This window comes from Amycolatopsis sp. NPDC026612 (assembly GCF_040638285.1).
In the GTDB taxonomy this organism is placed as follows: domain Bacteria; phylum Actinomycetota; class Actinomycetes; order Mycobacteriales; family Pseudonocardiaceae; genus Amycolatopsis.
Map to the genome: position 1 here is coordinate 48295 of NZ_JBEZYB010000037.1, position 22891 is coordinate 71185.

The 22891-nt window shown below is 71.3% G+C and carries 20 protein-coding genes; 15 read left to right on the plus strand and 5 right to left on the minus strand.

Annotated elements, in window-relative coordinates; genetic code table 11:
* Position 1: 1 nt before the first annotated feature.
* From AB0F15_RS28320 to mdlC, 5 genes are all read left to right on the plus strand, one after another.
* A complete protein-coding gene (locus tag AB0F15_RS28320; protein WP_360276513.1) occupies positions 2-679 on the plus strand; it encodes a copper homeostasis protein CutC in 678 nt (225 codons plus the stop codon).
* Between the two features lie 500 nt (positions 680-1179).
* A complete protein-coding gene (locus AB0F15_RS28325) occupies positions 1180-1392 on the plus strand; it encodes a hypothetical protein (protein WP_360276516.1) in 213 nt (70 codons plus the stop codon).
* Positions 1393-1436: 44 nt separating this feature from the next.
* Positions 1437-2399, plus strand: coding sequence for a hypothetical protein (locus tag AB0F15_RS28330; RefSeq protein WP_360276519.1), 963 nt, complete (start codon positions 1437-1439; stop codon positions 2397-2399).
* Between the two features lie 166 nt (positions 2400-2565).
* Positions 2566-4215: a S53 family serine peptidase gene (locus tag AB0F15_RS28335; protein ID WP_360276522.1), complete on the plus strand. Its 1650-nt coding sequence runs from the start codon at positions 2566-2568 to the stop codon at positions 4213-4215.
* Positions 4216-4343: 128 nt separating this feature from the next.
* The gene (mdlC, locus tag AB0F15_RS28340) at positions 4344-5930 is read left to right on the plus strand and encodes a benzoylformate decarboxylase (RefSeq protein ID WP_360276530.1); all 1587 of its coding nucleotides are present in this window, start codon (positions 4344-4346) and stop codon (positions 5928-5930) included.
* Between the two features lie 76 nt (positions 5931-6006).
* On the opposite strand, the gene AB0F15_RS28345 is transcribed toward mdlC, so the two are convergent.
* From AB0F15_RS28345 to AB0F15_RS28360, 4 genes are read right to left on the minus strand one after another with little or no spacing between them, the layout of a single operon-like run.
* Positions 6007-6867 carry an ABC transporter ATP-binding protein gene (locus AB0F15_RS28345; protein ID WP_360276533.1) on the minus strand — a complete coding sequence of 287 codons (861 nt, stop codon included), beginning with the start codon at positions 6865-6867 and terminating at the stop codon, positions 6007-6009.
* 20 nt (positions 6868-6887) lie between these two features.
* Positions 6888-7721 carry an ABC transporter permease gene (locus tag AB0F15_RS28350; protein ID WP_360276536.1) on the minus strand — a complete coding sequence of 278 codons (834 nt, stop codon included), beginning with the start codon at positions 7719-7721 and terminating at the stop codon, positions 6888-6890.
* Positions 7718-8488 carry an ABC transporter permease gene (locus AB0F15_RS28355; RefSeq protein ID WP_360276539.1) on the minus strand — a complete coding sequence of 257 codons (771 nt, stop codon included), beginning with the start codon at positions 8486-8488 and terminating at the stop codon, positions 7718-7720. Before AB0F15_RS28355 ends, AB0F15_RS28350 begins: the two co-directional genes overlap by 4 nt.
* Position 8489: 1 nt before the next feature.
* Positions 8490-9497 carry an ABC transporter substrate-binding protein gene (locus AB0F15_RS28360; RefSeq protein ID WP_360276541.1) on the minus strand — a complete coding sequence of 336 codons (1008 nt, stop codon included), beginning with the start codon at positions 9495-9497 and terminating at the stop codon, positions 8490-8492.
* A 725-nt stretch (positions 9498-10222) separates the two neighbouring features.
* On the opposite strand from AB0F15_RS28360, the gene AB0F15_RS28365 reads away from it, so the two are divergent.
* The 6 genes from AB0F15_RS28365 to AB0F15_RS28390 all read left to right on the plus strand — a co-directional run bounded on the left by AB0F15_RS28365 (position 10223) and on the right by AB0F15_RS28390 (position 17189).
* Complete coding sequence (locus AB0F15_RS28365; protein ID WP_360276544.1) at positions 10223-13375, plus strand: nitrate- and nitrite sensing domain-containing protein; 3153 nt, start codon at positions 10223-10225, stop codon at positions 13373-13375.
* 20 nt (positions 13376-13395) lie between these two features.
* Positions 13396-13857: a roadblock/LC7 domain-containing protein gene (locus AB0F15_RS28370; protein ID WP_013230256.1), complete on the plus strand. Its 462-nt coding sequence runs from the start codon at positions 13396-13398 to the stop codon at positions 13855-13857.
* 25 nt (positions 13858-13882) lie between these two features.
* Positions 13883-14680 (plus strand): DUF742 domain-containing protein, encoded by a 798-nt coding sequence (locus tag AB0F15_RS28375; protein ID WP_360276547.1) that lies wholly within the window; start codon positions 13883-13885, stop codon positions 14678-14680.
* Entirely contained in the window at positions 14661-15269 is a 609-nt protein-coding gene (locus AB0F15_RS28380) for an ATP/GTP-binding protein (protein WP_285986767.1), read from the plus strand. Before AB0F15_RS28375 ends, AB0F15_RS28380 begins: the two co-directional genes overlap by 20 nt.
* 402 nt (positions 15270-15671) lie before the next feature.
* The gene (locus AB0F15_RS28385) at positions 15672-16088 is read left to right on the plus strand and encodes a roadblock/LC7 domain-containing protein (RefSeq protein WP_093949996.1); all 417 of its coding nucleotides are present in this window, start codon (positions 15672-15674) and stop codon (positions 16086-16088) included.
* A 6-nt stretch (positions 16089-16094) separates the two neighbouring features.
* The gene (locus AB0F15_RS28390; RefSeq protein WP_360276550.1) at positions 16095-17189 is read left to right on the plus strand and encodes a DUF742 domain-containing protein; all 1095 of its coding nucleotides are present in this window, start codon (positions 16095-16097) and stop codon (positions 17187-17189) included.
* A gap of 27 nt (positions 17190-17216) precedes the next feature.
* Here the strand turns inward: AB0F15_RS28390 and AB0F15_RS28395 are convergent, their stop codons facing one another.
* Positions 17217-19454, minus strand: a complete 2238-nt coding sequence (locus tag AB0F15_RS28395; protein ID WP_360276553.1) for a helicase-associated domain-containing protein — start codon at positions 19452-19454, stop codon at positions 17217-17219.
* Positions 19455-19544: 90 nt separating this feature from the next.
* Between AB0F15_RS28395 and AB0F15_RS28400 the strand changes: the two genes are divergently transcribed.
* The 4 genes from AB0F15_RS28400 to AB0F15_RS28415 all read left to right on the plus strand — a co-directional run bounded on the left by AB0F15_RS28400 (position 19545) and on the right by AB0F15_RS28415 (position 22748).
* Positions 19545-19724 (plus strand): hypothetical protein, encoded by a 180-nt coding sequence (locus AB0F15_RS28400; protein WP_013230250.1) that lies wholly within the window; start codon positions 19545-19547, stop codon positions 19722-19724.
* 104 nt (positions 19725-19828) lie between these two features.
* Positions 19829-21217, plus strand: a complete 1389-nt coding sequence (locus tag AB0F15_RS28405) for an NAD-dependent malic enzyme (RefSeq protein WP_360276555.1) — start codon at positions 19829-19831, stop codon at positions 21215-21217.
* Between the two features lie 20 nt (positions 21218-21237).
* Entirely contained in the window at positions 21238-21708 is a 471-nt protein-coding gene (moaC, locus tag AB0F15_RS28410; protein ID WP_360276558.1) for a cyclic pyranopterin monophosphate synthase MoaC, read from the plus strand.
* Positions 21705-22748, plus strand: a complete 1044-nt coding sequence (locus tag AB0F15_RS28415; protein WP_360276561.1) for a molybdenum cofactor biosynthesis protein MoaE — start codon at positions 21705-21707, stop codon at positions 22746-22748. The genes moaC and AB0F15_RS28415 overlap by 4 nt, the downstream gene beginning before the upstream one ends.
* The last annotated feature ends 143 nt before the right edge of the window (positions 22749-22891 follow it).

The following is a 22891-nucleotide window of genomic DNA, read 5'->3' on the forward strand; positions in this document are numbered from 1 at the left end:
CATGAGCTCGAAGACGCCCCTGCTGGAAGTGATCGCGCTGGACGCGGCGGACGCCGAAGGCGCGCAGGCGGGCGGGGCGGACCGCCTCGAACTGGTTGCGGACATGGCGCAGGACGGCCTGACGCCGTCGGTCGAGACGCTGCGTGAGGTGCTTTCGGCGACCGACCTTCCGGTGCGGGTCATGCTGCGGGACAACGGTTCCTTCGCCATCGGCGACCTCGAAGGGCTGCGTGCGGACACGGCCCGGCTGATCGACGCGGGCGCGCGGGAGTTCGTCTTCGGCTTCCTCACCGTGGACAGCGAGATCGACCTGGACGCCTGCGAGGCGTTGATCAAGGAGGTCGACGGCCTGCCCTGGACGTTCCACCGCGCCATCGACCGCACCCGCGATCCGGTGCGCGCGTACGACCAGCTGGCCTCGCTCGGGTGCGACACGGTGCTCGCCGCCGGCCACCCGAACGGCGTCGCCGGCGGGCTTTCGGTGCTGCAGCGGCTCGCGCAGCGCGAGAGCGGGCCGGACCTGCTCGTGGGGGGCGGCCTGCGCGCCCAGCAGGTCCACCTCTTGCGCGCCGGCGGGGTGCGCGGGTTCCACGTCGGAAGTGCGGTGCGGCCCGGCGGCTGGCAGGCGCCGGTCGACGCCGAAACGGTGCGTGGCTGGGTCGATCTCGTCAAAAACTGATCCACTGCGAAACCCGCACGAGTGCGGGGACGGTGGCCGCAGATCCGCAGCCGGTCGGCGGACAATCACTTGATCCGTCGACCGGTTGTACCAGTATTTTGTTTTTTGAATCGATCGTATGAATTTGCATTCGGCCCTGGCAAATGCCGAACGGTCGTCGGGCGTGCACCTGCACGTGCAGTTCCTTTGTTGCTCTGCTTGGCGGCTGATGCTGCGGCCAAGGGCTGGCTATCGTGGGTGGGAAGTCGTGAAACAGTCGCGATTTCCGGTGGCGGCACGGCGGGCGGCGCACTGTGGTGAACCCTCCTGAGGTGCCAAAAATCCTTTGCTGGCGCAGGAGGCGGCGCTGTGGGCGCGCGTATTCGGTTCGCGATCAATTCGAGCAGAAGCCATCAAGAAACCAGGACGCCTGCCATCAGGTGGATTTCCGTCGCCTGGGAGCGACTGATTCCTCGCGGATATCCCTCGGGTGCCTCCGTGGCAAGCAGGAAGGCCGAATCGTGACCGGCACGATATCGCGTCAATGCGAATCCGAAACCTCCGAAGACGAGTTCGCCCGCTGGGGACTCGGCGGTTCACTCGCCCTCACCGGGCTACTGGCCGTCGTCAAGATCGCGGAAACCGCCACCGGCGTGGTGCTGACCGCCACCGGGGTGCTCCCCGGTGCCAATCACCCGAAGGAGCGGGCTCCGGCCTGGCCCCGCGGGGAATGAGCAGGGCTGCCCGATCGGCAGCTCTCTACGGACGGAGGGCTGCCATGACCGGCAGCGGCGGACGGGACGACCGGAGTGGCGCGCGCGTGGGCCTCGCCGACGTGCGACGGCTGGAGGACGCCGTCGCGCGGCTTCGGGCGCAGGACTACCGCTACGGCGGCGGTGCCTGCAGCGAAGCCGTCGCGGCACAGCTGTCGTCGGCGGTGGAACTGTTGGGCGGCACGGTGCGCGCTGCCGTTCTGGCGCGGCTCTCCACCGCTGTCGCCGACCTCTACAACCTCGCCGGCTGGACGCGCTTCGACGAGGGCCGTCCGGGCGCCGCGCTGGACGCCTTCGCGCGGGCGCTGGAGCTGGCGGTCGAAGCGGGCAACCACGACCTTCAGGCCAACGTCCGGTACCGGACGGGGCGGCTGCACCTGCACTACGACGCGGTCGATCCGGCGCTGGCGGAGTTCGCGCGGGGCCGCGAGGCGGCGCTGCGGGCCCGCTCGGGGCTGGCCAGTGCCATCCTGTCGGCCAATCAGGCGTGGGCGCACGCCAAGAAGGCCGATGTCGTCACGGCGCTGGCCTGCCTGCGCCGGGCGCGCGCGGAGTTCGCCGACGCCGAAGGGGCGGAACCGTCGCCGTGGGCGGCCTTCTTCGGGCCGACCGACCTGGCGGCGATGATCGGCACGGTGCACGCGGAGCTGGCCCAGGTCGTCGATGTCCGGTACGGCCGGGACGGGATCCCCGCGCTCGTCGCCGCGGTCGCCGGGTACGGCGCGGACATGACCCGCAGCCGGTCCCTGACCGTCATCTGGCTGGCCACCGTGCACGCGCTCGGCGGCGACCTCGATGTCGCCGCCGAAGTCGGGCGGGAGGGGATCGAGCTGGCCGGCGCGCTGCGGTCGCCCCGGACCCGGGACCGGCTGCGGACGTTGTCGGCCGCCGCCCGGCGGTACCGGCGCGATCCCCGCGCCCGCGAAATCATCGAACGCATCGAAATGGTCGGGCATTACGGACAATAATCGGAGTGTCATGCGGAGGTAAACTTCACGGAAAATGAAAATGGGATTCGTCGAAGCCCAGACAAAAGTAGGTTCTCGACGTGATCGCGGCTTCTTATGCTTCTCGGCAACCTGCGGCGAGGATTACCGCGCAGGCCCGGTCCCCACCGCCGAGAGGAAATTCCCCATGCGCTTGCGCAAGCTCGTCGCGGCCGCTGTGCCGCTGCCGGCGTTGCTCGGCCTCGCCGTGGCCGTCCCGGCCGCCGCGGCAGCGGAACCCCTGGTCATGCTGGCTGACAACGCCGCGCCGCTGATCAACAGCGCCCGCACCGGTGACGTCCCGGCCGACCGGCCGATCACCGCCGCGCTTTCCCTGAAACTGCACAACCAGCAGGCGCTCGAAAAGTTCCTCTCCGACGTGCAAAACCCGGCATCGGCGCAATACCACCGGTTCCTGACCCCGGCGCAGTTCACGGCCCGGTTCGGCCCGACCCAGGCCGATGTTGACAAGGCCGTCTCATTTCTTGGGAAGGCGGGTGCCACCGGGATCGAGGTTTCCGGCAACCGGCAGGCCATCACGTTCACCGGCTCGGCGGCGCAGCTCGAATCGGCCTTCCGCACCCGGATCGGGACCTACCACGACCGGGTCTCCGGGCGGGACTTCTTCGCCAACGACGCCGTGCCCGCCGTGCCCGCGAGCGTCTCGGACGTCGTCGGCAACGTCGTCGGTCTCGACGACCACGCGGTGCGGACGCACGCGTCGAAGGCGGCCGCCCAGCCGAACGTCGTCAAGTCCGTCACGCCGCCGGTGCTCAAGACCGCCTACGGCACCAGCGGTCTGTCGGCGACCGGCAGCGGCGTGAACGTCGGGTTCGTCGAGTTCGACGGCTACCAGAAGGCCAACATCACCAAGTACGACAGCACGTACGGCCTTTCCGCGGGCCCGGTGACGACGGTGGGGGTCAGCGGCGCGAACTACGACTCGTCGCCGGGCGACGGCCAGATCGAGGTCGAGCTCGACATCGAGGTCGTGCACGCGCTGGCCGCGGCGGCCCACGACTACGTCTACGAGGCGCCCAACTCGAGCGCGGGCGAACTGGCGATGTACCAGAAGATCGCGTCGGACCACACGGTCAACGTCGTCTCGATCTCCTGGGGCGCCTGCGAATCCGCCGAGGGATCGAGCGCGGCGAAGAGCGTCAGCAACGCGGTCGCGACCGGCACCGCGGAGGGCATCTCCTACTTCGCCGCCGCGGGCGACGACGGCACGACCGACTGCTACCGCCAGACCGGTTCGGCGGCCAAGGGCGTCGACTTCCCGGCGTCGAGCCCGAACGTGACGGGCGTCGGCGGCACGAAGCTGACCGTGACGTCGTCCAACGGCTACAGCAGCGAGGCGACCTGGAACGACGGGAACAACGGCGGCTCGACCGGCGGTGGCATCTCGACGGTCTTCACGGCGCCTTCGTACCAGTCGTCGCAGAGCTCGACCTACCGCAAGGTGCCGGACGTGTCGGCGGACGCTTCGCCGACTTCGGGTTACTACATCTACTCGGCGGGCACCTGGGAGACGGTCGGCGGCACGTCGGGCGCGACCCCGCTGTGGGCGGCCTTCGCGGCGCTGCAGAACCAGGTGCACGGCGGCGGTCTGGGCAACCTGAACGCGAAGCTCTACTCGATCGGCAACGGGTCTTCGTACAGCACGGGCTTCCACGACGTGACGACGGGCAACAACTCCCTCCACGGCACCACCGGTTTCAGCGCGGGAACGGGCTACGACCAGGTGACGGGCTGGGGTTCCTTCAAGGGCAGCGGGCTGTCCGGCCTGATCGGCTGAGCAACGGGCGGAGCCGGGGCTGTCGCGAGGTGCGACGGCCCCGGCTTGCGCTCGTGCCAGTGCCCGCCGGTCGGCACTGCGCCGCTTGGGGGACTTTCCTTCGCAAGGCGAAGCGTTAACCTGGGCGCATGATCAAGCGCACGGTGCTGGACGCCACCCGCGAACTACTCCGCGAACTCGGCCTCACCACGGTGTTCGGCAATCCGGGCACCACCGAGGTGCCGTTCCTGACCGACTGGCCGGACGACTTCGACTACGTCCTGGGCCTGCAGGAGTCCGCCGTCGTGGCGATGGCCGATGCCTACGCACAGGCCACGCGCCAGGCCGTGCTGGTCAACCTGCACTCCGCCGGCGGTGTCGGGCACGGGCTCGGAAGCCTCTTCACCGCCTACCGCAACCGGACGCCGATGATCGTCGTCGCCGGGCAGCAGATCCGGTCGCTCATCCCGCACGAGCCCTTCCTCGGTGCGATGGAAGCGCCCGAGTTCCCGAAGCCGTACGTGAAGTGGTCGATCGAGCCCGCCTCCGCCGAGGACGTCCCGGCGGCGCTGGCGCGGGCCTACCACGTGGCGACGCAGGCGCCGTCCGGCCCGGTTTTCGTGTCCGTGCCGGCCGACGACTGGTCCGTCACCACCGAACGGACGGTCATCTCCCGCCCCCGGATCCGGGGCTTCGCACCCGATCCCGAGGCCGTCGACGAGCTCGCCGCCGCGCTGGCGGCCGCCGAGCGGCCGGCGATCGTCGTCGGGGGAGCCGTCGACCAGGACGGCGCCGTCGGCGAAACCGTCGCGCTCGCCGAACGCCTCAACGCCGCCGTGTGGGTCGCGCCGATGTCCTACCGCTGCTCGTTCCCCGAAGACCACCCGCTCTTCCAAGGGTTCCTCGACCCCGAACGCGGCGCCGTCGCCGACGCGCTCGCGCGGTACGACCTCGTCGTCGTGCTCGGGGCGCCCGCTTTCACCTACCACGTCGACCGCGGCCGCGGGGAAGCTCCGCTGCCGCCGCTGTTCATCGTCAGTGACGACGAGCAGATCCTCGCGCGCGCCTTCGAAGGCACCGGCATCCGCGCGACGCCGAAGCTGGGCATCCGTGCCCTGCTCGACGTCGTCGAGCGGAGCACGCGGCCCGCGCCGGCTCCGCGGCAGCGTCCCGCGAAGCCGGGCGGTGAGGCGCTGACCGGCGAACTGGTCTACTCGACGCTCGCGGAGGTGTTGCCGGACAACGCACTGGTGGTCGAGGAAGCACCCAGCCACCGCGGGGTCCTGCACGACCACCTGCCGATCACCGCGACCGACACCGGGTTCCTGACGATGGCCAGCGGCACCCTCGGCTACGGCGTCCCCGGCGTGGTCGGCGCGGCGCTCGCCCGGCCGGACCGCACGGTCGTCGGCGTGATCGGCGACGGTTCGAGCATGTACGGCATCCAGGCCCTCTGGACGGCGGCGCGCGAGGAACTGCCGGTGACGTTCGTGATCCTCGACAACTCCGAGTACGCGGCGGTCCGCATCCTCGGCGACGCGATCGGCGGCGCGAAGCTGCCGGGCACCGAACTGGGCGGCATCGGCTTCGCGGCGCTGGCGGAGAGCATGGGCTGCCACGGCGTCACGATCACCGAGCCGGCGGACCTGGCGCCCGGCCTCACGGCGGCACTGGCCGATCCCCGGCCGACGCTGGTCCACGTCCGGGTCGCCCCGTCGAGCAAGTCGCTGTACTGAGCGATTCGCCGGCGGCGACGGCGCTGCCCATGGCGACGCACCTGCTCATCTGGTCCACTGTGGACCAGGTGAGCGATCAGCTCCGGGTTTTGCTTTCCGTGACGTCCGAAGCCCGCTCGGCCAGTTCCCACTCGGCGGCGTCGGACGCGGCCGTGGCGGCTTCCACCGGGGTGCCGCCGTGCAGCAGCCGTGCCACTTCGCCGCGCAGCGTCACGAACTCCGCCGACTCGCGCGTGGTGATCTGGTCGCGCTCGGCGGGCAGGCCGACGGGCAGGTCCGCCACGATCGACGCCGGCGACTTCGACAGCACCAGCACCCGGTCGGACAGGTAGACGCTCTCGTCGATGTCGTGGGTGACGACCAGGATCGTGCTGCCCTGTTCGCGCTGCACGCGCCGGGTCAGGTCCTCCAGCTCGAACCGCGTCTGGGCGTCGACCGAGGCGAACGGCTCGTCCATCAGCAGCAGCGCCGGACGGCTGGCCAGCGCGCGGGCGATCGACACCCGCTGCTGCATGCCGCCGGACAGCTGCCACGGGTACTTCCCGCCGACCCCGGAAAGGCCGACCTGGTCGAGAGCTTCGGCCGCCCGCGACCGCCGCTCCGCGCGGGAGATCGGCCGCCACCGCAACGGGAACTCGACGTTCTTCTGCACCGAAAGCCACGGGAACAGCGAACGGCTGTAGTCCTGGAACACGACGGCCAGGTCGTCCGGCACCCCGGAGACGCGGTCGCCGTGCAGGCTGACGGTGCCTTCGGTCGACGGGGTGAGCCCGGCGACGCAGCGCAGCAGTGTCGACTTCCCGCAGCCGGACGGGCCGACGATGCTGGCGAGCTGACCGGCCTCGACGGTGAACGACAGGTTGTTCACCGCGGTGTGCGCCTTGGCCCCGCTGCCGTAGGTGTGACTGAGACCGGACACTTCGAGCATGGTGGACATGGGAGAGGCCTTTCGAAGCGTCAGTCGCGGCCGAGGCGGGCCGGCTGCCAGGCCAGCACCCGCCGCTCCGCGGCCAGGAAGATCGTGTTGAAGGCGTAGCCGAGGATGCCCAGCAGCACCAGCCAGGACCACATGGTCGGGAACTCGAAGTCCTGCTGGGCGTTCATGAGCGACCGGCCGATGCCGTTGTAGGCGCCGACCAGCTCGGAGACGACCATCAGCAGCAGGGAGATCGACAGGCTCACCCGCAGCCCGGCGAAGATCTTCGGCGCCGCCGCGGGCAGCACCACCATCGCGAGCCAGTACCGCTTGGGCGTGCGGATCGACCGCGCCGTCTCCACCTTCACCTGGTCGACCGAGCGGACGCCGTCGACCGTGTTGAGCAGCACCGGCCACACCGAGCCGAAGATGATCGACCCGATCTGCATGCCCGAGCTCAGCCCGAACAGCACCGCGAACACCGGGATCAGCGTGGGTGGCGGGATCGAGCGGAAGAACGCGAACAGCGGGCCGAAGTAGTCCATCGCCGTCGCCGACCGGCCGAGCAGCATGCCGAGGGCGATGCCGACGACCGCGGCCAGCGCCCAGCCGCCGAGCGTCCGGCCGAGGCTGGGGAACACGTTGTCGAACACCGTGTCGGTGAGGAACAGGTGCGACGCGGGCCCGGTGAACCACAGCTTCGCGGCGGCGACCGCGATCTCGGTCGGCGGGGGGAAGAACTTGCTGCCGCCCGCGCGGGCGGCGAACTCCCAGACCACCACGAGGATCGCGAAGAGCAGCCAGTTGCGGACGATGGCCGTGGCACCGCGGACGGCACGCCGGCCCACCCGGCCGGAAAGGGTCGCGGTCGTCATGCGAGGGCCTCCCGGTCCACCGTGCTCCACCGGAACAGCCGCTTGCCCAGCTGGTCGAGGCCTTCGTTGATCAGGTAGCCCAGCGCCCCCGCCACCACCGTGCCCGCGAGGACCAGGTCGAACCGGACCGAACCGGTGCTGGACACCAGGATGAAGCTGCCGAGGCCGACCTGGGAACCGGCCAGGAACTCGACGCTGACGACGGCGATCAGCGAGATGGTCGCCGACAGCCGGACACCGGTGAAGACGAACGGCGCGGTCTGCGGCAACGCGACCGACGACAGGATGCGGAACCGGCTGGTCCTGCACGCGCGTGCGGTCTCCATCAGCACCGGGTCGATCTCGCCCATGCCGTAGATCGTGTTGAACATGATCGGCCACAGCGAGGCGTACACCGCGAGGCTGATCTTCGCGTCGGGACCGGAGCCGATCACCAGCAGCACCAGGGGAACGAGCGCGGTGACCGGGATCGGGCGGAGGAACTCCACGATCGCGGCGGTGGCGTTGCGCAGCGCCGGAACGCTGCCCAGCAGCAGCCCGGCGGGCACGCCGATGGCGATGGCGATGGCGATGGCGATCAGCCAGGCCAGCATCGTGGCGACGATGTCGCGGATGAACTCGGGATCGCCAAGGAGGTCCGCGACGGTGACGAGGACGACGCTCGGCGGTGGCGTGAAATCCTTACTGACCAGGCCGACCTGGACGACCGCCTCCCAGAACAGGAGGAAGCCGGCCAGGCCGGCCAAGCCGCGGAGCAGCTTCTTCACGTCAGCTGGTCGCCTGCGGGGCGATCATCGGCGCGGCTTCGACCTTGCTGGTGATGACGCCCATCTGCAGCAGCAGGTCCGGGACGCGCTGGAGGCGCCGGGCGTCCAAGGTGGAGCCGTACCCGGGCAGGGTGAGCAGCTTGGCCGTGTCTTCGTCGATCTTCGCGTACTTGACCAGCAGCGGCTCGACCTTGGAGCGGTCGTTGAGCGCGTCGCTGGTGGCCTTCTTCATCGCGCGCTGGAAGGCCGCGAGCGTCTTCGGGTTGGCCTGCACCCACTTCGTCGTCGAGCCGTAGCCGGTCAGCGGGAAGTCCTGGCTGGCGCCGGTGTTGATGTCGATGACCGGCGTCGCGCCGACGGTCTTCGCCGCCTGCGAGAGCATCGGCTCCGGCATGTAGGCCGCGTCCACCTGGTTGTCCCTCAGCGCCGCCGCCATGTTCGGGAGCTGGAGCTGCACCCACTTGACCGTGCTGAAGTCGACGCCGTGGTCCTTCATGACGGACTTGGTGAGGATGTCGGACGCGGTGTTCGTGGCCGTGATCGCGATGCGCTTGCCCTCGAGGTCCTTGACCGTCTTCACCGACGAGGTCGGCACGGTGACGATCGCGTTGCTCTTCGCGTTCACCGACGTGCCGTCCGCGACCAGCTGGATGTCCGCGGCGCCCTTGCTCTTGGCGATGAAGAACGGCGTGTAGGTCGAAAGCGCGATGTCGGCCTCGCCGGAGATCGCCTTCGTCATCGACTCCTGGCCGCTCTTGGCGATGAGCTGCTCGACCTCGAGGCCCTCGGCCTTGAAGTAACCGCCGTCCTGGGCCAGCCAGAACGGGGCGAGGTCCGTGGTCGGCATGATCGAGACCTTGATTTTCGACTTCTCCAGGCCGCCTCCGTTCGACGAGGCGTTCGAGTCGTCCGAGCCGAGCGCGCTGCAGCCGCTGAGGGCTGTGACGGCTGCGACGGTGAGGGCGAGCCCGAGCGCGGCGCGGCGAGTGCGAACCCGGCCACTGCTCATGGCGTTTCCAAGCAAGGCCTGCTCCTTGAAGAAAGTGACGGTTCGGGAACCGATTCCGTTGGAAGTGCGTGACTCATTCTCAGAAGTCACGCGGGCCACTGTAGAGACGTGACGGGTTGCTCACAATGGGTGGAATCACTACCCGACAGAGTGGCGCACGTCACTCTTTCGGCCTCTGGTCTAGACCCGCTGCTCCACTCGCCGTAACCGTTTACCCAGCGTAGAGTCAAGATCTCGAATGAGCGATGACCAGCTGTGTGTCGGCTGAGCGAACGCTGTGCAACATCCAGCGGGTCCTGTCGGGAGGGTTACATCTTCCCCGGCCGTTCGCTACCCTCTGCACCTGCGGGGAGGTATCAACCTCCGATGTAGTGAGAGAGAGTGCCTGGATGGCCGATCAAGACGATCCACTTCGGTGTACCAGCACACACTGTGCTTTTCCTGAGAGAATCTTTCCCGCAATGACCACTGCCTGGCCGGGCACAGCCACCGCGCCGGTGGGCTAGGCCGAACCAACAGACCGATGCAGGACCAGCGCAGGGACCCGACCGTGATGCTCGAGCTGAACCGATTCCGTCCGCCCGGACGGGGTTCAGGAACCCCCAGGGCCAACACCGAAGACGATCTTTTCACCCGTACGGGTACCGTCTTGCGCTGGGCTCCTTCCGCTGGACCGGAGCGCCGGAGCACCGGGAGCGTGCAGACGAGTGGCTGAGGAGAACCCGATGCGCCCTGGCGGGCGCTGGACCGACCAGGCTTTCACGAGCACGAACGACGATGGTGGTGCGGCGGTGCCGAACGAAGACACCGCGGGGGTGGGAGGGGCCCCTGCGCAGTCATCCGGAGCGGATCCGGGCCGGAGAGCCGGGCTGTTCTCCGGCATGCGCGACTGGCGGCTGCGGTCCAAACTGGCCGCGGTCCTGATCATCCCCACCCTGACCGCGCTCGCGCTGGGTGCGGTGCGCGTGATCGACGACGCCCGCCAGGCGGCCGAGTTCCAGCGCACCGCCGACCAGGTCGCGTTCGCCGTCAAGGTGACCACAGTGGTGCACGAGCTGCAGAACGAGCGCTCGCTGGCCGTCGCGCGGATCGCCTCGTCGAACGCGCTGCTGCAGACCGGCCTCGACGCGGAGATCGCCAAGGTCGACCGCGAGGTCGCCGACCTCCGCAACGCGGCGAACGGCCTCGACTACGACGACCAGGCGACCAAGGACCGCTACACCCGCGGTCTCCAGCGCCTCGACGCGCTGCGCCCGCTGCGGGCGGCGTTCAACGCCGGTCTGCCCGACATCACCGTGCTCACCGCCTACTCGGGCATCCTCGACTCGCTCATCGAGCTCGGCCGCGAGGTGACCACCGCGGTCACCGACCGGGACGTGCTGCGCCTGGGCACGAGCACGCAGGCGATCAGCGAGGCCAAGGAGTTCACCACCCGCTCCGACGCCCAGCTGCAGATCGCCGCGTTCCGCGGCAGCTTCCCCGGCGACCTGCTGGACCAGACGCGCGCTTCGGCGTCCAGCGCCGACGCCTCCGTCGCGTCCTTCCTCGCGAACGCCGACGACGACCAGCGCCAGCTCTACAACGACACCTACTCCGGCCCGGAGGTCGACGACCGGCGCCGGATCGAGACCACGGCGTTCTCCCTGGCCCAGCAGGGCACGATCCCGACCCTCGACACCACGGCGCTCGGCAAGGACAGCACCGTGTCGGCCGACAAGCTGCACGCGGTCGAGTCGAACCTGCTGGCCCAGCTCAAGACCCGCGCCGACGACCTCGCCACGGCGGCGGTCAACTCGGCCTGGATCGGCGGTGCCGTGGTCCTCGCGGCCCTGGCCGCCGCGATCGCCCTGATGCTCGTCGTCGCCCGCCTCATGCTGCGCCCACTGCGGATCCTGCGGAAGAGCGCGCTGGACATCGCCTACACCCGGCTGCCGGAGACCGTGCAGGCGATCCTCGACGACCCGGACCCGGTCGGCGCCTCGAAGAAGGCCGTCCAGCCGGTACCCGTCACCTCGCGCGACGAGATCGGCGAGGTTGCGCGGTCGTTCGACATCGTCCACGAACAGGCCGTCAAGATGGCCGCCGAGCAGGCGCTCCTGCGCGAGAACGTCAACGGCATCTTCGTGAACCTGTCCCGCCGGTCGCAGCGGCTGGTGGAACGCCAGCTCGGCGTCATCGACCGCCTCGAGGCCGACGAGCAGGACCCGGACCACTTGGCCAGCCTGTTCGAGCTCGACCACCTCGCGACGCGGCTGCGGCGCAACGGTGAGTCCCTGCTGGTGCTCTCCGGCGCCGGCCTGGCGAAGTCGGTGCCCAAGCCGGTGCCCGCCGCCGACGTCATCGGCGCCGCGGTGTCCGAGATCGAGCAGTACGCCCGGATCGAGGTCGGCATCGTGCCCGACGTCGCGGTCCAGGGCCTCGCGATCCACGACCTCGTGCACGTCCTCGCCGAGCTGCTCGACAACGCGACCTACTTCTCCGAGCCGGAGACGAAGGTCATCGTCCGCGCGGTGGTGACCCGTCGCAAGGCGCTGGCCATCCAGGTCACCGACCACGGTGTCGGCATGAGCGAGGAGCGGCTGGCCGAGGTCAACGCGCGCCTGGCCGACCCGCCGGACCTGGACGTGTCGGTGACCCGGCGGATGGGTCTGTACGTGGTCTCGCGGCTGGCCAAGCGCCACGGCATCGAGGTCCGGCTGCGGGAGAACGAGGACATCGAGGGCGGCGTGATCGCCCGCGTCGTCGTCCCGGCCGAGCTGCTGACCCAGCTCCGCCCGGGCATGCAGCGGCAGACCCCGCTGCCGGCGAACCGCTCCGAGACGTCGATGTCGATGCCGAGCATCCCGATCCCGGCCGCGCGTTCGGACTTCGACCAGACGCAGACGTTCGCGCAGACCCCGCCGCCGCCTTCGGCGCCGCCACCGCCGGTGCACCAGCCCGTGCCGAACCAGGGCGGCCTGGTCCCCCTCGACCAGCCGATCAGCCTGGACGACCTGGTCAGCGGCGGCCGCGCGGCGGGCCCGTTCCTGTCGCCGGAGCTGCCGAAGCCGGAGACGCCTGCCTGGCCGACCGCCGAGGACCTGGCGCCGCTGGCCCCGTCGACCAACGGCGACGGCGCCAGCTCGCGCGCCAACGACACGCAGTTCGCGCCGCTGGTCCTGCCCAAGCGGGAGCCGAAGTTCGTGCCGCCGGAGCCGCCACCGGCGCCGCCGCCCGCGCCCGAGGTCGGCTCGTCGGCGCTCGAGGACGATGTACCCACCCGGCGGTTGCCCATCTACCAGTCGGTGCTGTCACGCTGGTTCAGTGAGGGCGACGACGCGGCAGCCGACCCGGTGCCGGCGCAGAGCGAGCGCGAAGATCCCCATCTGCCGCCGCTCACCGGTTACGACGAGCTGTCCGCGCCACCCGTGCCGGCTGCACCGCCCGCGCCGGCCGAACCGGCCGAGCCTGCTCCGGACGAGCTGCAGCCGACCGCGGCGACCCGGCACCCGCTCCTCCCGCCCGACGACGGCTGGCACAGCGCCTCCGACGACGGCTGGCAGGCAGCGCAGTCGCTGCTGGAGTCCAAGAACGAGGAGATCACCCCGGCCGGGCTGCCCAAGCGCATCCCGAACGCCTACCTGGTGCCGGGATCGATCAACACCCCGAGCTCCACGCCCGAGGCACCGGCGCAGAACAACTTCGCGGACGCCGGGGCAGGCATGCCCGGAACGGGTGCGATCACCCGCTCGGCGTCCGCGGCGCGGAGCCGGATGGCAAGCTTCCAACGGGGCTACACCTCGGGACGGCACGCCTTGAAGGAACTCCCGGCCGACGAGCGGCTGGAAGGCAGCGGGGTTCCGGGGCGTGGCAACACCACAGACAGCAGTGAGGAGTGAAAGTGACACGGGCGGGTGCAATGCAGCCGGGTGGCTCCGCGCAGCCGAACGGCCAAGCGCATGCCAAGGCGAACAATGCCGGCAGCTTCGCTTGGCTGATCACGGATTTCGTGCACCGGGTGCCCGGCGCGGCCCACGCGGTCGTGGTGTCGGCCGACGGCCTGCTCCTGGCGGCCTCACGGGGTCTGCCGAAGGACCGTGCGGACCAGCTGGCCGCGGTCGCGTCGGGGCTGACCAGCCTCGCGCGCGGTGCGGCCAAGGTGTTCGAGGGCGGCACGGTGGCGCAGACCGTGGTCGAAATGGCGAACGGTTTCCTCTTCCTCATGTCGGTTTCCGACGGTTCGTGTCTGGCGGTGCTGGGATCGCCGGAAAGTGACATCGGCCTGGTCGTCTACGAGATGACCCTGCTGGTGGAGCGGGTCGGCCAGCAGCTGACTCCGGAGATGCGGGCGCAACTGCAGGGTTCGGCAGTTCGCCGCTGAGGACCTGGGAACCGAGGAGAGAGCCGTGGACGACGGGCGCTTGAGGGGTGATGGCCGGCTCGGTGACGACTTCTCCGGCGGGTGGTCCGAACAACCGGACGACGGCCGGGAGGACTGGCAGTCGTTCCGGGACCGCGTCGACCGTGAGTGGCGGGCACGGCGGGTGCAGGCTTCCGACAGCGACCCCGTGCGGGAACCACCGAACTGGCTGACCGACAGCAACGCCGGGCAGGAACCGATCCGGCCGATCGCGGGTGGCCCGATCGGCGGCGGCACGGAGTACCGTGACCGGCTGCTCGGCGGGCCGGGCGCGGAGCTGTTCGGCGGTTCGAGCGGGCCGTTGTACGACGCGCACGAGTTCGCCGCGTACAGCACCGAGCGCGACTACTCGCCGGGGCCGGACTCCGGCGAACTGGCCGCGGCGCTGCCGAGGCAGTCCCAGCAGGAGTACGTCGACGAGCCGCCGCCGCCGACCGAGATGGAGACCTCGGGCCTGGTCCGGCCGTACTTCCGGACCCGGGGCCGGACGAAGGCGACCCTCGACCTGGCCATCGAGGCGCTGATCTCGACCAGTGAACAGGGCCGGATGCTCGACCGGGTCCGGGTGCCCGAGCACCGGTCGATCTGCGACCTTTGTCTCGACACCCGGTCGGTGGCCGAGGTGGCGGCGCTGTTGCGGCTGCCGCTGGGCGTGGTGCGGGTGTTGATTGGTGACGTGGCGGGTCTCGGGCTGGTGCTGGTGCACTCCAGCAGCACGACCGTGGGCGACCGCCCGAGTATCGAGTTCATGGAAAGGGTGCTCAGTGGGCTTCGGAGAATTTGACTCCGACGCGAACGCGCCGCAGGTGACGGGTCCGACCTCGTCGGCCAAGATCGTGGTCGCCGGCGGGTTCGGTTCGGGGAAGACAACCATGGTCGGAGCGATCTCCGAGATCGACCCGTTGACCACCGAGGCCATGATGACCGAGGCGAGCGTCGGACACGACGACACCTCGGCCACGCCCAACAAGACCACCACCACCGTGGCGATGGACTTCGGGCGCATCTCGCTGGACTCGGACCTGGTGCTGTACGTGTTCGGTACCCCGGGTCAGCACCGGTTCTGGTTCATGTGGGACGACCTCGCGGTCGGCGCCATCGGCGCGGTCGTGCTGGTCGACACGCGGCGGCTGGCCGACGCGTTCCCGTCGATCGACTTCTTCGAGAACCGGAAGCTGCCCTACGTCGTGGCCATCAACTGCTTCGACCGGCTGCTGCACCACCAGATCGAGGACGTCCGGCACGCGCTCACCATCGCGCCGTCGGTGCCGATCATGGCGTGCGACGCGCGGGAGCGCGAATCCGCGAAGCAGGTGCTGATCTCGGTCGTCCAGCACGCGATCGCGCACGATTCGGCGTTGCGCGCGGGATAGCCGATGACGCCCCGAGCCGGATGCGGCCGTTGGAGTGAACTCCGCGTGCTTCACCCACTTCGGGGAGTACCGGTACCGTCTGGAGGAGGAGCCGGCCCGCGCGGTTCGGTGACGTCGGGGACGGCGGCACCCGCCGGGGCTGTCGGTGCCCCGGCTGACCTGCGCGGACGCCTCGCGGGTGGGGATCGCGGGCAACGGCGTGGCGTGCCCCCCGGACGGGGGTGGCGGACCGGGTCGGCGCGGAGCGCTGCCGGGTGCACACGTAGGGTGCGCAGCGGTCTGCCGGTGGCGGGCTCGACACCGCCGGCGGTGCGAATACGCTTTACCGTGGCGTCGCCGACCGGCCGTGCCGGGCGCTCCGGGGTGCGGCAGGCGGCGCCGCACGAGCAAGGAGGAGCAGGAGTGACGGCTTCCGGCCAGGGCACATTCGGCTGGCTCATCACGGATTTCGTGCGCCGGGTACCCGGCGCCGCGCACGCCGTTCTGGTGTCCGCGGACGGGTTGCTCCTGGCGCCGTCGGAAGGGCTGCCCCAGGAGCGTGCCGAGCAGCTCTCGGCGGTCGCGTCGGGGCTGATCAGCTTGACGGCGGGAGCCGCGCGCTGCTTCGAAGCGGGCGGTGTCAACCAGACCGTGGTGGAGATGGAGCGCGGCTACTTGTTCTTGATGTCCGTTTCGGACGGTTCGTCGCTGGCGGTGTTGGCCGCACCGACGTGTGACATCGGCACGGTCGCCTACGAGATGACCCTGCTCGTCGAGCGCGTCGGCCAGCAGCTCACCCCCGAGCTGCGCGCGCAGCTCCAAGGCGGCGTGCGTGGGTAGGGCGAGATGAGGATTTCGGGCTTCGACGATCCGGACTCCAGCGGCTGGGACGCCCTGCACCGCGGCACCGAGCGCGAGGGTTTCGATTCGCCGAGCAAGTTCGACATGTCGACGCTGTCGATGATCATGCCCAAGCGCAAGCCGGCACGGCCGAAGCCGGATCCGCAGGGCTACACCGACGAGGACACCCGCGAGTGGGGCTCGTCGGACGACGACGATGACGATGACTACGTGCGCCCGACGTCCGGGGGCTACCCGGGCACGGGTTCGCCGGAGTTCGCCGACGACGGGTACGACCCCGTCGAGCCGGAGTGGCAGGACCAGCCGACCTATGCGCCGGAGCCCCCGCCGCTGGAGCCGGCGTGGACGCCGCCACGGGGTGCGCGCCCGCCTGCCCCGCCGCGGCCCCCGGCGCCGCCATCCCGCCCGCAGGCACCCCACCCGCAGGCACCCCACCCGCAGGCACCGGCGCCCCACGCGCCGGCCGCCCACCCGCCGACATCCCCGGGGCCGGCGTCGCGCCCGCTTGCGGCCCGCCCGCTCGCACCGCGTCCGCTCGCGCCCCGTCCGCCGGCGCCGCGCCCGCCCGCACCGGTGTCACGGCCGCACGCGGCGCCCCCACCCGCGTGGAGCCCGCCGCCGCCGGCCGGCTGGACGCCGCCGCCGGACCCGGAGACCCGCTGGATCCCGCACCCGGAACCGTGGGAGGACCCTGGCTGGAACGAGCCGGCCCGCGTGGCGCCCCCGGTACCCGTCGCGTCGGCGGGGTCGCGGGTCCGCCCGTACACCCGCACGGGCGGGCGCACGCGGTCAGACCACAACCTGGCGCTGGAGGCACTGGTCTCGACGTCCGACGACGGGCGCCGCTACCGCGGGGTCCGGTCGGTCGAGCACCGCCGGATCTGCGACCTGTGCCTGGACACCCGGTCCGTGGCGGAGATCGCCGCGCACCTGCGGCTGCCGCTGGGCGTGGTGAAGGTGCTGGTCGGCGACATGGCCGACATCGGCCTGGTGCTGATCCACCAGACCGAGCTGATCCTCGGCGACCGGTCGTCCCGCGAGTTCATGGAACGCGTCCTGGCCGGCCTGCGCGCCCTCTAGCCGGAGAAGCCGGGCCGCCCTCCGGGGTCAGTCTTCGACGATCGCGGCCGAGGTGATGCGGTGCAGCGAATAGCGCTCGTTGTTCTCGCCTTCGAGGACCCCGCCGCCGACGCGCACGGGACGCACGACGCGCTGGCTCGCCGTCCCCCGTGAGTCCACGAACCCGATCCACACCTCACGGCGTTCCAGCGTCGCGCGGGACAGCAGTTCCAGCGTCGCCGACGTGTCCGCGCCGCCACCGACCGGCGCCCGCACCGCGGAACCCCGCCGTCGAGCCGAAGCCGCGTCCCCGGCGCGCAGGTTGGAGACGATCCGGGCCGCCTGGTCGTCGGTCAGCACCGCCTGCTCGCCCGGGCTGCGGCGCGCCGCCCGGGCCTTCGCCGGCAGGCGGCGGCCGTCGGGACGGATGTCGACCACCCGGCCGTCCGGGCCCTCCGCGGCCGGGGCGAAGCCGGCGCCACGCAACCCGGCCAAGACCTCGTGCAGCGGGTCCGGGCTGATCACGACCGTGGGCGCGATGAGCCGCAGTGCGTGCTCCGCCGCGATCGGGTGGGCCAGCACCTCGGCCAGCAGGGCCTCGTCGTCGCACCGCAGGAACGCCGCCGCGACGCCGCCGCGCAGCCGTCCGTGCCGCCGGGCGACGTCGTCGATCAGGTAGCTCAGCCCCTGCGGGACGGGCGTCGCCGACTTCGCCTTGAACAGCGCGTGCAGCTCGTCGGCCGTGCGCCCGGTGTCCAGCGCCCGCCGCACGGAGCCCTCGGTGATCCGGTAGACCGTCGCGTGCCCCGCCGACTCGACGTCGGCGACGGCCGAGATTTCCGCCGCCAGCTCCGGCTCCAGCGGCCCCGGCGCGACGACCGTCAGGTCGGCCTGCAGCAGCACGCGGTCCACCGGCGCGGGCAGCGCGTCCAGGATCGCCTCGACCGCGCGCGGCCGGTCGTCGGCGAGCAGCGCCCGCGTCGCCGTCGTGACGCCGCCGAGCCCGGCGATCCCCAGCGCCGACGCCTCGGCCATCGTCCAGCGGACGGTCTCGTCCCGCAGCCGCCCGCCACGGCGAGGGGCCCGCCAGGCCAGCACCGCGACGAGCTCGTCGACGCTCTTCACCCCCGCACCCGGGGGGAGGTCGGCCAGCGCGGCGAGGATCCGCCGCCGCGCGACCGGCGCGAGCGGGCGGCGCAGCTCCTCCGACAGCGGCGCGATCGGCTTGTCCTTGCCGTCGCGCCCGCCGGCCATCCCCGGCAGCCGCGGCAGCTCCAGCCACGCCTGGGCGAGCGTCATCCAGCGCTGCGCGGTCGGCGACGCGAGCCACGAGTCGGTCAGCGTCGTCGGCACCCACTCGGGCACGGTCGCTTCGCTGTCCGCGACGAGCCCGGCGCCCACGGCCAGCTCGGCCAGCAGGATCGCCTGGGTGTCGCCGATCTCCAGGTCCTTCGCGAGCTTCTTCAGCTCCCGGACGCCGAGGCCGCCGGACTTCAGCACCGGCGGCGGCGCGGCCGACCACGCGCGCAGCAGGGCTTCGGTGTGGCGCAGGAACTCCATCGCCTCGCCGGCCGCCGCTTCGTCCAAAGTGGCCGGCTGGTGCCGGTGGACCGGCAGCTCGGGCTCGGTGAGCGTGCCCGGCCTGAACACCCCGCCGCGCACCGCGATGCCGAGCTCGCGCGGCAGTTCGACGGTCTGGTCGTCGCGCCGCAGCAGCAGGCCGCGGGCCAGCAGCTTCTGCACCGGCGTCTCGGCCTTCCCGAGCGAGTGGTCCAGCCCGGCGTCGCGGGTCCGGCCGATCGGCGGGCCGGCGGCGAGGGCGTTCAGCACGCCGCGTTCGTCGTCGGACAGCTCGGCGAGCCGCGCCTCGAGGTCCTCGCCGGCGAGCGACGGCGACGCCGTGCCCAGCCCGGCCGGGAACGGCCCGAGCGCCTCCCTGGCCGCGGGCGGCACGCGCAGCGCGTCGTCCGGGCCCCAGATCAGGACCCGCGCGCGCAGCCGGGCCAGCGGCGCGGCGATGTCGGTGCCGACCAGCTTCGCGACGTCTTCGACCGGCACCGGATCGCGGTCGGCGCCGGCCAGCAGGCACGCTTCGAGCACGGCCAGGGTGAAGGTGTCGAGGTCTTCGCAGGCGCGCGCGACCGAGCCCGGCGTGCCGGCCCGGGTGGCCAGCACCGTGCTGTCGGAGGGCGGGGGCGTGGACAGGTCGCGCCGCGTGCGGAGCAGTTCTGCGACTGCGCCGTCGGACTCCGCTCGCAGCCAGTCCGCCAAAGAGGTCGCGGGCATAGAAGACCAGGATACCGGGCGGTTGAGATCGGCCGCTCAGGCTGAGGCAGACTGTCCTTCCAAGACCGAAGAACGGCTGTGGAGGACGTTGTGGCCAAGGGTGAGAAGAAGCACAAGGGTATCGACCCGACCTGGCCGGGCGAGGACGGCGAGCACCCCGTGACGGAGCTCGCGGCCGACCGCCAGGGCGCGCTGTCGCCGTTCGGCGACGTCACCTTCCCCCTCGACACGGTGCCCTACGTGCACCCGGAGACCGAGATCAACCGCTGACCCTGTTGTTACTGGTCAGTACCGGTATGGGGGCCTGGTGAGGGCGGTCACGGGAGTAGGTTTCCTCCCGTCCCAGCCCACCTTTCCCACGCGGGGGTAGTGCCATGCCGGTTCCCGGTCCCGGATATTCGATCACCGTCCGGGTCGAGGCCCCGGCCTCGTCCACCGCGGCCGGTGACCTGACCACCGCCGTCGGCCGCGTCGGCGGCGTGCTGACCGCGTTCGACGTCGTCGAGTCCCACTCCGACTCGATCGTGGTCGACATCAGTGCCAACGCGCTGTCGGAGAACCACGCGAACGACATCACGCAGACGCTCGACTCGCTGCCCGGCGTCAAGGTCCGCAAGGTCTCCGACCGGACGTTCCTGATCCACCTCGGCGGCAAGATCGAGGTCACGCCCAAGGTCGCGCTCCGCAACCGTGACGACCTCTCCCGCGCCTACACCCCGGGCGTCGCCCGCGTCTGCCAGGCGATCGCCGCGAACCCCGAGGACGCGCGCCGGCTGACCATCAAGCGCAACACCGTCGCCGTCGTCACCGACGGTTCCGCGGTGCTCGGCCTCGGCAACATCGGCCCGGCCGCCGCGCTGCCGGTGATGGAGGGCAAGGCGGCGCTGTTCAAGAAGTTCGCCGACGTCGACGCCTGGCCGGTCTGCCTGGACACCCAGGACACCGAGGAGATCATCAAGATCGTCAAGGCGATCGCGCCGGTGTACGCGGGGATCAACCTCGAGGACATCGCCGCGCCGCGCTGCTTCGAGATCGAGAAGCGGCTGCGCGAGCAGCTGGACATCCCGGTGTTCCACGACGACCAGCACGGCACCGCGATCGTCGTCGTCGCCGCGCTGCGCAACGCCCTGCGCGTGGTCAAGAAGAACATCGAGGACTGCAAGATCGTGATCAGCGGCGTCGGCGCCGCCGGCTCGGCGATCATCCGCCTGCTGCTGCAGAAGAACCCGGGCGACATCGTCGCCGCGGACATCGACGGCATCGTGCACTCCGCGCGCGGCAACCTCGACGACAACCTGGCCTGGATCGCGTCGCACACGAACAAGCAGCAGGTCAGCGGCACCCTGCACCAGGCGCTGGAGGGGGCCGACGTGTTCATCGGCGTCTCCGCGCCGAACCTCTTCGGCGCCGAGCAGGTCGCCACGATGAACAAGGACGCGGTCGTCTTCGCGCTGGCGAACCCGGACCCGGAGATCGACCCGCTGGAAGCGCAGAAGCACGCCGCCGTCGTCGCGACCGGCCGCAGCGACTTCCCGAACCAGATCAACAACGTCCTGGCCTTCCCGGGTGTCTTCCGCGGCCTCCTGGACGCGCACGCGCACAACATCGACGACAGCATGCTGCTGGCGGCGGCCGACGCGATCGCCGACGTGGTCGACAACGGCAAGCTCAACGCGTCGTTCATCGTGCCGAGCGTGTTCGACAGCGCCGTGGCGCCCGCGGTCGCCGACGCGGTCCGGAAGGCCGTGCGCGCGGAACGCTGATCCGGAAGTAGCCTCGCCGGGTGAGTGAACTCAGCCACGTCGACGAGACCGGTGCCGCGCGGATGGTCGACGTCTCCGGCAAGACCGCCACCGCGCGCACCGCGCTCGCGGCCGGGACCGTGCGGACCACCGCCGAGGTGCTCCGGCTGCTGGCCACCGACGGCCTCCCCAAGGGTGACGCGCTGGCCACCGCGCGCATCGCGGGGATCATGGGTGCCAAGCGGGTGCCCGAGCTGATCCCGCTGTGCCACCAGATCGCGCTGTCCGGGGTCAAGGTCGAGTTCGCACTCGGCGAGACCGAGGTCGGCATCCGAGCGACGGCCAAGACGACCGACGTCACCGGCGTCGAGATGGAGGCGCTGACCGCGGTGGCGGTCGCCGGGCTGACGCTGCACGACATGATCAAGGCCGTCGACCCGGCGGCGACACTGGACGAGGTCCGCCTGCTCCGCAAGGACGGCGGCAAGACCGGAACCTGGGAGCGGCCGTGAACCGCAGCGCGCGGGTGATCGTGGCGTCCAACCGCGCCGCGAAGGGCGTTTACGAGGACAAGACCGGCCCGGTGATCGCCGCCTGGCTGGCGGACCGCGGGTACGACGTGCCGGCGCCGGTCGTCGTCCAGGACGGCGATCCGGTCGGCGTCGCGCTGCGTGCCGCGCTGGCCGACGGCGTCGCCGTGGTCCTCACCACGGGCGGGACCGGCATCTCGCCGACCGACCGCACCCCGGACGTCACCCGCGCGGTGCTGGACCACGAGCTGCCGGGCGTCGCGGACGCCATCCGCGCCGCCGGCCTGCCGAAGGTGCCGACGGCGGTGCTGTCCCGCGGTGTCGCGGGTGTGGCGGGGCAGACCCTCGTCGTGAACCTCCCGGGCTCCAGCGGCGGCGTGAAGGACGGCCTGGGCGTGCTGGACGGCATCCTGGAGCACGCGGTCGACCAGCTGGCGGGCGGTGACCACCCGCGGCCCGTGGCCCCAGGCGCTGTGACAACCGGAGCTTCGCTCCGAGCCGGGGGCTTCGCCACCCGGACCCCCGAAAAGCCCGAGGTGACAACCGGAGCTTCGCTCGAAGCCGGGGGCTTCGCCACCCGGACCCCCGAAAAGCCCGAGGTGCGCGTGGCGCGGGCGCTGGTGACCGAGGACGTCCTGTCGGTCGAGGAGCACGCCCGGCTGGTCGAGGACGACGCGGCGGGCGCGGTCGTGACGTTCTCCGGGGTGGTCCGCGACCACGACGGCGGCAAGGGCGTCCGGGAGCTGACCTACGAGGGTCACCCGAGCGCGGGCCAGGTGATCGCGGACGTCGTCGCGGACCTGTCGGCGCGCTGGACCGGCGTCCGCGCGGTGGCCGTGAGCCACCGGCTGGGGCCGCTGACGATCGGTGACGTCGCGCTGGCGTGCGCCGTGGCGGCGGAGCACCGCGGGCAGGCGTTCGCGGCGTGCTCGGAGCTCGTGGACGAGGTCAAGGCCCGGCTGCCGGTCTGGAAGCACCAGCACTTCACCGACGGCACGGACGAATGGGTCAACTCGCCGTGATCCGGACCGCCGTGACCCGGTGGTCGTCGACGGTGAGCGGCGAAGGCCGAAAAGGGCCGTAGGAGGCCCGAGCGGCGACGGAGGACGTCAGGACGTGTTCCGATGCCCGGGCGGTCACTTCAGGCGCGTCAGGAGGCGCTCAG

Excerpts from the sequence above, each read along its gene's own strand:
- AB0F15_RS28320 (WP_360276513.1), top strand. The coding sequence starts at position 2 with ATGAGCTCGAAGACGCCCCTGCTGGAAGTGATCGCGCTGGACGCGGCG.
- mdlC (WP_360276530.1), top strand. The coding sequence starts at position 4,344 with ATGATCAAGCGCACGGTGCTGGACGCCACCCGCGAACTACTCCGCGAA.
- AB0F15_RS28360 (WP_360276541.1), bottom strand. The coding sequence starts at position 9,497 with ATGAGCAGTGGCCGGGTTCGCACTCGCCGCGCCGCGCTCGGGCTCGCC.
- AB0F15_RS28365 (WP_360276544.1), top strand. The coding sequence starts at position 10,223 with ATGCGCCCTGGCGGGCGCTGGACCGACCAGGCTTTCACGAGCACGAAC.
- AB0F15_RS28345 (WP_360276533.1), bottom strand. The coding sequence starts at position 6,867 with ATGTCCACCATGCTCGAAGTGTCCGGTCTCAGTCACACCTACGGCAGC.
- AB0F15_RS28350 (WP_360276536.1), bottom strand. The coding sequence starts at position 7,721 with ATGACGACCGCGACCCTTTCCGGCCGGGTGGGCCGGCGTGCCGTCCGC.
- AB0F15_RS28335 (WP_360276522.1), top strand. The coding sequence starts at position 2,566 with ATGCGCTTGCGCAAGCTCGTCGCGGCCGCTGTGCCGCTGCCGGCGTTG.
- AB0F15_RS28405 (WP_360276555.1), top strand. The coding sequence starts at position 19,829 with ATGCCGGTTCCCGGTCCCGGATATTCGATCACCGTCCGGGTCGAGGCC.
- AB0F15_RS28390 (WP_360276550.1), top strand. The coding sequence starts at position 16,095 with ATGAGGATTTCGGGCTTCGACGATCCGGACTCCAGCGGCTGGGACGCC.
- AB0F15_RS28370 (WP_013230256.1), top strand. The coding sequence starts at position 13,396 with ATGCAGCCGGGTGGCTCCGCGCAGCCGAACGGCCAAGCGCATGCCAAG.
- AB0F15_RS28330 (WP_360276519.1), top strand. The coding sequence starts at position 1,437 with ATGACCGGCAGCGGCGGACGGGACGACCGGAGTGGCGCGCGCGTGGGC.
- AB0F15_RS28395 (WP_360276553.1), bottom strand. The coding sequence starts at position 19,454 with ATGCCCGCGACCTCTTTGGCGGACTGGCTGCGAGCGGAGTCCGACGGC.